The sequence below is a fragment of the Xenorhabdus sp. NBAII XenSa04 genome (assembly GCF_963866145.1).
GTDB lineage: Bacteria > Pseudomonadota > Gammaproteobacteria > Enterobacterales > Enterobacteriaceae > Xenorhabdus > Xenorhabdus indica.
In genome coordinates this window covers 1-1,525 of the sequence record NZ_CAWMEB010000296.1, presented here as the reverse complement: position 1 = coordinate 1,525, position 1,525 = coordinate 1, and the positions used below count along the sequence as shown (strand labels likewise).

Here is a 1,525-nt window from a genome sequence, read left to right as displayed (position 1 = left end):
TACGTGCCGCAAAATGACAAGGCCAATGCCCCGCCCGCAATTCATCTTAAAGGGCAGTGGCTTAAGCAGGCCGGATTTGATATTGGTGGCACACTCACCGTCAAGATTATGGATGGCTGTTTAGTGCTCATTCCTGACAGCGACGACACCCACACAATGAAGCAACAGTACCAGCGCCAGCAAGCCCAGCTCAGTGAGATTAAGCTGCGGATGCGGGAACTGCTTGGCGACTACAACAGCAACTAAGGGCAGGGAATGAGCGGCTCTTAAAAAAGAAGAAAGCCGGAAGATCACGCTGATCTTTCCGGCTTAATAACGTGAATCATATTTCAGTTATTATTAATTTAAAAGCTACCACATGGAAATAGTTCAGATAAATTTCTCTTATAATATTCTATTTCATCTTGGTTTTTAAGTTTATAGTTTGACTTATAAAAATAAAGACTTAGCCAATACACACGGACGTAAGATAAATATTCATGTCTGTTTTTTTCTGAAAAATCAATAATTGAGTCTAAGGTGTTTTTTATACTTTCATTATCTTGCTCTGTATTCAAAGCCTCTTTAGTTAGTTTTTTAAGGGTCATGTAAGTATCTTTAAATTCTTGGGCACTCAAATGGTTTTCTGGCTCATCATAATTAACAAATAAAGCTGATTCGATATCATGAATAAGAATATCATCAATTAAACCAGATTTGTAATCTCTTATGTTTTTAATTAAATCAATCAGTTCCTTGCTCTGAGTTGATTCTACCAAAGAAATAATTACTGGTTCATGGCACAAAATTTCAAGATATTTATCTTCAATAGAACTATAGATATCTATAAGAAAATCATTATCAATTAATTCAATAATTGACCAAAAAAATCCGTCATGAAAATTAAACCACATATTAAAAGAGAGTATTTCATCACACTTTCTTTTAATTTCACGAATGCTATGTTCTATATTCATATAATCCATCATGCGTTAAGGTTGAATTGAATTATCTGGGAAAATAGAGCCGCCCCCTTTAGGGTCACGGACAACTCGGATAAAGACTCCATTATGTGTTCCTGAAATCATAGTTCCGCCAGAAGGCATGTCTACTTTTACACTACTTGGAGAATCCCAAATTACTTTCCCTGCATGTTTAATATCTGCATCACTCCAATTTTCTGGGAACCATGATTGGCCTGTTCCTTTGCGTTTCGCTTTAGATGCATGGTTAGGTATATTTCCTACCCGTACCCCATTAGGATAAGTATGCTCTATATTGTAAGGGATACCTCTTGCTTCTAACTCCCGAATAGCTGATTGTCCATGTCCCCCACCACTTAACCTTCCGTTTGGGAATGTTTTTCTATCCCTCGGTGGCATAGAACTGGCTTCCTTCCAATCTCCTTTACTAGAATGATTAACAACATCATCATTTATGAATGAAGATGGACAATTTGTTAATCCAAAGGGGTCTACCCATCCGGTGGGGTTATGGACATACGAATACGGATTAAACCCGCCCAGCAGCCCGATGGGGTCTTAGG

General features: G+C 37.9%; 3 protein-coding genes. 1 reads left to right on the top strand and 2 read right to left on the bottom strand.

Annotation, left to right across the window (positions count from 1 at the left end):
• The coding region (locus AAC147_RS10725; protein WP_052189859.1) for a SymE family type I addiction module toxin at positions 1–246 on the top strand (246 nt) is incomplete at its 5' end.
• A 98-nt stretch (positions 247–344) separates the two neighbouring features.
• Here AAC147_RS10725 and AAC147_RS10720 read toward each other — a convergent pair.
• Together AAC147_RS10720 and AAC147_RS10715 are read right to left on the bottom strand one after the other, a co-directional pair.
• Positions 345–956: a hypothetical protein gene (locus AAC147_RS10720; protein WP_047686580.1), complete on the bottom strand. Its 612-nt coding sequence runs from the start codon at positions 954–956 to the stop codon at positions 345–347.
• 15 nt (positions 957–971) lie between these two features.
• Positions 972–1,418, bottom strand: coding sequence for an EndoU domain-containing protein (locus tag AAC147_RS10715; protein WP_255347693.1), 447 nt, complete (start codon positions 1,416–1,418; stop codon positions 972–974).
• Positions 1,419–1,525 lie beyond the last annotated feature (107 nt).

Excerpts from the sequence above, each read along its gene's own strand:
- AAC147_RS10720 (WP_047686580.1), bottom strand. The coding sequence starts at position 956 with ATGAATATAGAACATAGCATTCGTGAAATTAAAAGAAAGTGTGATGAA.